This window comes from Pseudonocardia pini (genome assembly GCF_013870575.1).
GTDB lineage: Bacteria > Actinomycetota > Actinomycetes > Mycobacteriales > Pseudonocardiaceae > Pseudonocardia > Pseudonocardia pini.
The window spans coordinates 1-7,577 of the sequence record NZ_JACBXB010000217.1 but is presented as its reverse complement, the minus strand read 5'-3'; the positions used below and the strand labels follow the sequence as shown (position 1 = coordinate 7,577).

The following is a 7,577-nucleotide window of genomic DNA, read 5'->3' as shown; positions in this document are numbered from 1 at the left end:
GTCGGCGACGTCGAGCGCCCGGGCCCGGGCCTCCTGCCTCGACAGGCCGAGGCCGTGCCGCAGCCCGAGGGTGATGTTGTCCAGGGCCGACAGGTGCGGGTAGAGCGCGAAGTGCTGGAAGACGATCGCGACGTCCCTGCGGTGCGGCGGCAGGCCCAGCTGCGGCACGCCCCCGACCTCGATCTCGCCGGAGTCCGGCGGCTCGAGGCCCGCGAGGATCCGCAGCAGGGTGGACTTCCCGGAGCCCGACGGGCCGAGGATCACCAGGTTCTCGCCGGAGGCCAGCTCCAGGTCGAGGTCGTGCACCGCGACGGTGTCCGCGAACCGCTTCGACACCCCGCGCACGCTGATCCCCGACATCACCTCACCGCCGAGGAGATGCGCCGCACGGTCTCGGGCACCACGGTCGCGACGGGCTCACCGGAGGTGAGCCGCTGGACCATGTCCTGCAGGAACTGGTTCACGCGCGGGGTCGAGTCGCCGTGCCAGCCGCCCCACGGGGTCGGGGTGCCGGTGTAGGTCCAGCCGTAGCCGACCTGGGTCGCGGCGGCGGGATCGGCCGCGAGGGTCGCCGCGGCCTGCGTGTCGACCGGGATGTAGCTGAAGGCCTTCGAGCTCTGCGTGATCACCTCGGGGTCCAGCATGTCGGCGATCAGCTCGTTCGCGAACGCGGCGCGGCAGGGGTCCTCCGACAGCACCATCCAGCCGTTGCCGCCCGCGGGCAGCGAGGGCGTACCGCCGTCCGGGACCGGCATGTCGGTGACCGTCCACTCGAAGGACCCGTTGACCGCCTTGCTGATCGAGGTGGCCGACGCGGGGCTGGTCACCATGTAGGCGAGCCTGCCCGCGGTGAAGGCGGTGACCGCGTCCGTGGCGCTGATCGGGTCCTGCAGGCCCTCGGTGCCGAGGGTCTCGTAGACCGACAGGGCCCGCTCGCCCTCGGGAGTGCCGAAGCCGGGGGAGCCGTCGGGGTTCACGAAGGCCGCCCCGCCGCTCTGGATCATCGCCTGGGCGACCCAGTCCGCGATCCCGTCGCGCGGGAGCTGGACCGGGGCGGAACCGGTGGCCGCCTTGACCTGCCGGGCCGCTGCGAGCAGCTCGGACGTGGTGGCCGGGGCCGCGGTCACGCCCGCGCCCCGGGTGAGCGTGGAGTTGGTGTAGAGCACGGGCACCGACACCTGGAACGGCGCCACGAAGTTCTGTCCGTCGACCGCGCCGATCTGGAGGAAGCGCTGGTCGTAGGTCTGCTTGAGCGAGGCGGTGTCGAGCGGCTGGGGCTGGTAGCGGTCCACCCAGAACCGGACCTGGCCGAGGCCCACCATGGCCACGTCCGGCCGGGAGCCCGCCGCGATGTCCGCGACGATCTGCTGGGTGAGCTGGTCGTAGGAGCTGGTGCCGGACTGCTTGAGCTGCACCGTCAGGCCCGGGTGGGCCTGCTCGAGCTGGGTCTTGGCGAGCTGCACGGCCGTGTCGCCCTGTGGGGCGTAGGCGACCGAGAGCGTGACGCCCGTGGGGTCGCAGCTCGTCACGGACGCGGCCGCGGCGGTGCCTGCGGCGGGGGCTCCGCCACCGCAGGCGGTCAGGACGAGGGCGGCGGTGGCCGCGAGGGCGGCGAGGCCGCCGATTCCGATGCGGGACATGGTGTTCTCCTGGTTCAGCCGGGGAGCTCGCCGCCGGCGACACCGGCGACGAACCGGCGCTGGGCGAGCAGGAAGAGGGCGACGACGGGGGCGGTGATGATCACGGCTCCGGCGGCGAGCGCGCCGAAGTCCTGGCCGGTGTCGGCCTGCTGGAAGACGGCGAGCGCGAGCGGCGGGGTGTGCAGTGCCGGGTCGCGGGCGACGAGCAGCGGCCAGAGGTAGTCGTTCCAGTGGACGAAGATCGAGAAGACCGCGAAGGTGGCGATCGCGGGCATGGCGGCGGGCACCACCACGCGGCGCAGCGTGGCGAGGGTCCGCAGCCCGTCGGCGCGGGCGGCGTCGAGCAGCGCGTCGGGGATGGTCACCATGTGCTGGCGGAGCAGGAAGATGCCGAACGCGCTGGTGGCGAACGGGGCGACGAGGGCCGCCAGGGTGTCCGCCAGGCCGAGCCCGCTCACGCCGAGGAACAGCGGCAGCGCGGTCGCCTGGGTGGGGACCAGCAGACAGGCGAGGACCACCAGCAGCAGCGGGCCGCGGCCGCGGAACGGCAGCTTGGCGAAGGCGTAGGCCGCGGGGATGCAGGTCAGCATCTGCAGCACGAGGATCGCCACGGTGACCACGGCACCGTTGAGCATCGCCGTGCCGAGGTCCGCCTCCTCCCACGCCCGCACGTAGTTGGACAGGTCGATGGTCGCGGGCAGCGGCGACAGCCCGTCGACGGTGATCGAGTCCCGGGCCGCGATCGAGGTCCGGACCATCCAGACGAACGGGAACAGGGCGATCGAGGCGGCGACGACGGCGAGGCCGATCCGCGTGATCCGCCAGAGCAGGGCGTCGGTCATCGGGTCAGCGCTCCCCGCCGCAGGATCCCGATCCCGACCAGGACCACCAGCAGCAGCGCGGACAGCGCCGCGCCCTGGCCGAGGTCGTAGTACTCGAAACCGAGCTTCCAGGTCATGGTCAGGACGGTCTCGGTGGCGCCCTGCGGGCCGCCGCCGGTGAGCACGTCGATCGTGTCGAACACCTGCACCGACTGCAGGATCGTGAGCACCGTGACGAACACGGTGACCGGCCGGAGCAGCGGCAGCGTGACCCGCCGCAGCTTGGTCCAGCCCGTGACGCCGTCCGCGGCGCACGCCTCGTGCACCGCGGTGGGGATCGCGGTCAGACCGGCCAGGAACATCACCATGGCCAGCGCCGCGGCCCGCCAGACCCCGATCGCGGCCACCGTCGGCAGTGCGAGGGCGGTGTCGCCGAGGAAGTTCACCGGCGCGATCCCGACCACGGCGAGCAGCTGGTTGACGAACCCGCCGCGCAGGTCGAACACGTACCGGAAGACCACCGCCATCGCCACGAGGTTCGCGGTGAAGGGCAGGAACAACAGGGTCTGCAGCAGCGACCGGCCGCGGGTGAAGGTCTGGGCCAGCAGCGCCAGCCCCACACCGGCGACGAGGCTGGGCACGATCGTCAGGACGCTGTAGACGAGCGTGTTGACCAGCGAGTGCTGCACCGCGGGATCGACCAGCACGGTGGCCAGGTTGTCCAGCCCGGCCCACTCCCACGAGTTGTCCGTGAGGTCGATCGTGAACAGCGCGCCCGCGAACGCGAGGACCCCCGGGAGCACCACGAACAGCGCGATCAGGGTCATCGCGGGGGCGAGCAGGGCGACCGCGGTCCAGTTCCGCCGCGGCCGGGCGGGCGCCGTGGCCGGGCGCTCCAGTACCGCGGTCATCGCAGGCCCGCCGCGTCCAGCGCGAGGACCCCGCCGTCCACCCCGACCAGCAGCACGGTCTCCCCGGCGACGACGGCGGGCGCCGCGACCGGGGTGCCCAGCGGCACCGAGCGCCGCAGCGCGCCGGTGGCGCCGTCGAGCACGTGCAGGGCCCCGTCGAGGCCCGGGACCAGCAGCGCGTCGTCGAGCGGGGTGGGGCCCGCGAACAGCGGGTGCGGCGTGCGGCGGTAGCTGGACATCGCGAAGGGCGAGTCGCCCTCGATCCGCGTCTCCCACACGAGCCCGCCGTCTCGGTCCAGCAGGACGACCCCGTGTCCGGCGTCGACGGCGGCGATGCCGAGGTCGGTGACCGCGGGGGTCGCCGGGTTCCACGGCAGGCTCGCGGGCCGCCGCCAGACCGTCGCGCCGGTGGCGGCGTCGATCCGGGCCAGGAAGCCCAGGCCGGACACGAACAGGTCGCCGGTCTTGGGATCGCGGCGGGGCGTGCCGATCGTGGTGTCCCCGGCGGTGATGTCCGAGCCGAGACCGGGGAGGTCGCCCGCGGCGGTCTCGCCGGGCCAACGGGTGGCGCCGGTCGCGGGGTCGAGGCCGACGAGGGACTGCGGCGCGGGCCACGAGCCCACGACCAGCACGTCCCCGGCGAGCACGGGCGCCGCGTGCGCCACGATGGTCTGGTACGGGCTGAGGTCGGTGCGCTCCCAGCGCAGCGCGCCGGTCTCGGCGTCGAGGGCCCGCAGGTGCGAGAGGTCCCCGACGACCACCGCGTCGCCCGCGAGCACCGGGTCGGCGAAGGCGAAGAGCCGCAACGGGTCGGGGCTCGGCGCGCGCCAGCGCTCGGTGCCCGCGGCGAGGTCCAGCCCGACGGTGTCGCCGGAGACCTCGACGGCGATCACCGTGTCGTCGTGGACGACCGGAGTGCCCTTGACCGACGAGCGCAGCGCGGTCCGCCAGCGCGGCGTGCCGGTCGCGAGGTCCAGGGCCTCCACGGCACCGGCCGCCCGGTCCTCGTCCTTCACCGCGCAGAGCACGGTGTCGCCGTGCACCCGCGGCGCCGCGCGGTGCACCGCTCCCGCGAGCTGGTGGCGCCACCGGGCGACCGCGGGTCGCGGCACCGGCAGCGGGGGGACGGTGAACGTCGCCGTGGTCCCGGCGAGGGTCCGGGTGCGCAGCCGGATCGCGCTGCCGTCCCAGGTGACCTCGCGGAAGCTGGGCGGCGAGAAGTCCAGTGCCCCGAACAGCGAGGTGGGGGTGTTGACGTGCAGCGTCCCGTTCACCTCGACCACCCGCGAGGTGTGCCGGTGGCCGGAGAAGGTGGCGAGCGGCTGTGCGGGCAGACCGTCCAGGATGGAGTGCCAGGGCTGGTCGTGGGAGAGCAGGATCCAGGGCGTGCCCGCCGGAACCGACTCCAGGTCGGCGCGGATCCAGGCGTCCTGGGCCTCGTGGTCGATGCCGAGCTCGTGGGTGTGCCAGTCCAGCGCCACGACGTGCAGGCCGGGCAGGTCGTAGGAGTACCACCGCGGCCCGATGTTCCGCTCGTAGCCCGCCGGGTCGGCGGTGTGCAGGGCGTACCCGTTGCGGCTCAACGCCCCCTCGACCACACCGTTCATGTGGTCGTGGTTGCCGGGCAGCAGGTGCAGCGGGACCGGGCTGGCGTCGCGGGCCGCGCGCAGGGCCGCGAACTCCTCGTCGATCCCGAGGTCGGTGAGGTCGCCGGTCGCCACGACCGCGGCCACGTCCGGGACCAGCTCCGGGAGCCGGGTGAGGAACCGGGTCAGGACGTCGCCGGTGCCGATCTCGACGGGCTGTGGGTAGAGGCTCGCGTAGCGCGGACCGGCACCGAGATGGGTGTCGGAGACGTGCACGAACCGGTGGGGGAACACGTCGGGCACGGGATCGAGGACGAAGTCGTGGGACCCCGCGGGCCGCACGAACCACGGTTCGCAGGCGAACCCGGCGGGGCGGACCACGAACACGAAGGGGCCCAGGGGATCGAGGGACCAGGAGCCGTCGGCCGCGGTGGTGGTGACCGAGCGGCCGTCGGAGACGAGGACGCCGGGGCGGGGCTCCCCGGAGCGTGTGCGGACGAGTCCGCGCATGGCGGTGCCTTCCGGTGTGGAGGGTGGGGTGGCTCAGATGCGGTGCTCGACGAGCACGTCGCCGGTGGCCTGCAGCGCGGCGGCAGTGCCGGGGCTGCGCAGCGCGATGGCGACGTAGAGCGCGTCGAGCACGGCGAGATGGACCAACCTGCTGGTCATGGCCTCGATGCGGTACGAGGTCTCGCGGCTGCCCGCGACGAGCAGGTGGTCGACCAGCCCGGTCAGGGGCGAGTCGAGGAAGCTGGTGAGGGCGGCCGTCACCGCGCCCGCCTCCGCGGCGGTGCGGGTCACGGCGAGGGTCTCGGTGGTGGAGCCGGTGTGGCTGATGGCCACCAGGACGTCGGCGGGGCCGAGCATCCGGGCGGTGACGTGCTGCACGTGGACGTCCGCCGGGAAGGTCGCGGGCAGTCCGATGGTGGTGAGGCGGTAGGCGATGTCGGCGGCCAGCGGGGCCGAGGTGCCCACGGCGGCGAACACGATCCGGCGCGCCCCGAGCAGCACGCCGACGAGCCGGTCGAGCACCGCGGCGTCGACGGTGCCCGCCCCTTCGGTGAGCGCCCGGGCCGAGCCCGCCAGGACCTTGCCGAGGACCTCGCCGGCGCCGTCGCCGTCGGCGACCTCGGTGAGCAGCGGCTCGCCCGTGGGGTGGGTCTCGCGGGCCAACCGGAGCTTGAGGTCCTGGAACCCGCGCAGGCCCATGCGCTGGCAGAACCGGACGACCGTGCCGACCGAGGTGCCGGAGTACCCGGCCATCTCGGTCACCGACAGCTCGAACACGTGGGCGGGATCGCCGACCACGGCCCGGGCGACCCGCTGCTCGGCGGGGGAGAACCGGGCGGAACGCACCCGGATGTCCTCCAGCAGGGGCGTGGTCGCGAGGTCGGTCGTCACGCTGCGGAACGCTAGGCGGCGCCGGTGAACTCGGACGTGGGGCGGGGTGAACGACGGAAGAACGTTCCAGCACCCCACGTTCAACTGGAAACTTGTTCCAGTGCAGGCCCGGCGGGCGTCGGTGGGCGCCGGTAGCCTCCTGCCGTGCCCGCAGGTCCCGATGCCCCGTCGCCCGCGGCGTCGGACCTCGTGGCGGACCTCGAACGGGCGTTGCAGCCGATCGCCGATCCCGAGGAGATCATGCGGGTCGCCGCGCGGATGCTCGGCGAACACCTGCGGGTGGACCGCTGCGCCTACGCGGAGGCCGAGGCGGACGAGGACCACTTCACGATGACCGGCGGCTATGCGCGCGGGCTGCCGCCGCTGCACGGCCGGATGGCCATGTCGGACTTCAGCGCGGACACCCTGCGCTGCATGCGGGCCAACGAGCCGTACGTGCTCGACGACGCCGAGACCGATCCGCGCGTGCTGCCCGACCAGCGGGAGATCTACCACCTCACCGGGATCGCGGCGGTGATCTGCACACCCCTGCACAAGGACGGCCGGTTCGTGGCCGCGATGGCCGTGCACCACGCCACCCCACGGCACTGGACGGCCGAGGACGTGGCGCTGCTCGACGCCGTCGTGGTGCGGTGCTGGGAGTCCCTGCACCGGGTGCACGCCGACGCCGCGGTACGGGAGAGCGAGGCGCGCTACCGCTCCATCGTGGAACGGGCCAGCGACGCCATCTGGATCGCCGACGCCGAGGGCCACTACGTCGACGCCAACCCCGCCGCCTGCGCCCTGCTCGGGTACTCCCGCGCGGAGTACCAGGGCCTCTCGCTCGTCGACCTGGTCCGCCCCGAGGACCTCGAGGCACTCGCCGACCTGCGGCGACGGCTCGAGGCGGGCGATCCCGTGACGGAGGTGTGGGAGCTGCGCACCCGGGACGGGCGGACCGTGCCGGTGGAGCTGAGCATGCGCCAGGAGCCGGACGGGCGGCTGCAGTCGATCGGCCGGGACGTCACCGAGCGGCGGCGCCTCGAGTCCGAGCGCGAGCGGTTGCTCGCGGCGGAGCGGGAGGTCGCGGAGACCCTGCAGCGCAGCCTGCTCCCGCGCGCGCTGCCCGAGCTGGGGCGGCTCGCTGCGGCCGCGCGGTACATGCCGTCGGCGGAGCACGCGCACTTCGGCGGGGACTGGTACGACCTGCTGCCGCTGACGGCGGACCGGGTCGCGCTG

7 protein-coding genes are annotated in these 7,577 nt (G+C 73.9%); 1 reads left to right on the top strand and 6 read right to left on the bottom strand.

Annotation, left to right across the window (positions count from 1 at the left end; translation table 11 throughout):
- The 6 genes from H5J29_RS14460 to H5J29_RS14435 all read right to left on the bottom strand — a co-directional run.
- Positions 1-360 (bottom strand): ATP-binding cassette domain-containing protein (locus H5J29_RS14460; protein ID WP_181781476.1); only part of this gene is annotated, 360 nt, incomplete at its 3' end.
- Complete coding sequence (locus H5J29_RS14455; protein ID WP_181781475.1) at positions 360-1,640, bottom strand: extracellular solute-binding protein; 1,281 nt, start codon at positions 1,638-1,640, stop codon at positions 360-362. The genes H5J29_RS14455 and H5J29_RS14460, both read right to left, overlap by 1 nt.
- A 14-nt stretch (positions 1,641-1,654) precedes the next feature.
- Entirely contained in the window at positions 1,655-2,482 is an 828-nt protein-coding gene (locus H5J29_RS14450; RefSeq protein ID WP_181781474.1) for a carbohydrate ABC transporter permease, read from the bottom strand.
- Entirely contained in the window at positions 2,479-3,372 is an 894-nt protein-coding gene (locus tag H5J29_RS14445; RefSeq protein ID WP_181781473.1) for a carbohydrate ABC transporter permease, read from the bottom strand. Before H5J29_RS14445 ends, H5J29_RS14450 begins: the two co-directional genes overlap by 4 nt.
- A complete protein-coding gene (locus H5J29_RS14440) occupies positions 3,369-5,468 on the bottom strand; it encodes an outer membrane protein assembly factor BamB family protein (RefSeq protein WP_181781472.1) in 2,100 nt (699 codons plus the stop codon). The genes H5J29_RS14445 and H5J29_RS14440 overlap by 4 nt, the downstream gene beginning before the upstream one ends.
- A gap of 33 nt (positions 5,469-5,501) precedes the next feature.
- Positions 5,502-6,359 (bottom strand): MurR/RpiR family transcriptional regulator, encoded by an 858-nt coding sequence (locus H5J29_RS14435; RefSeq protein ID WP_312858223.1) that lies wholly within the window; start codon positions 6,357-6,359, stop codon positions 5,502-5,504.
- A gap of 144 nt (positions 6,360-6,503) precedes the next feature.
- Between H5J29_RS14435 and H5J29_RS14430 the strand changes: the two genes are divergently transcribed.
- Positions 6,504-7,577 (top strand): PAS domain S-box protein (locus H5J29_RS14430; protein WP_181781471.1); only part of this gene is annotated, 1,074 nt, incomplete at its 3' end.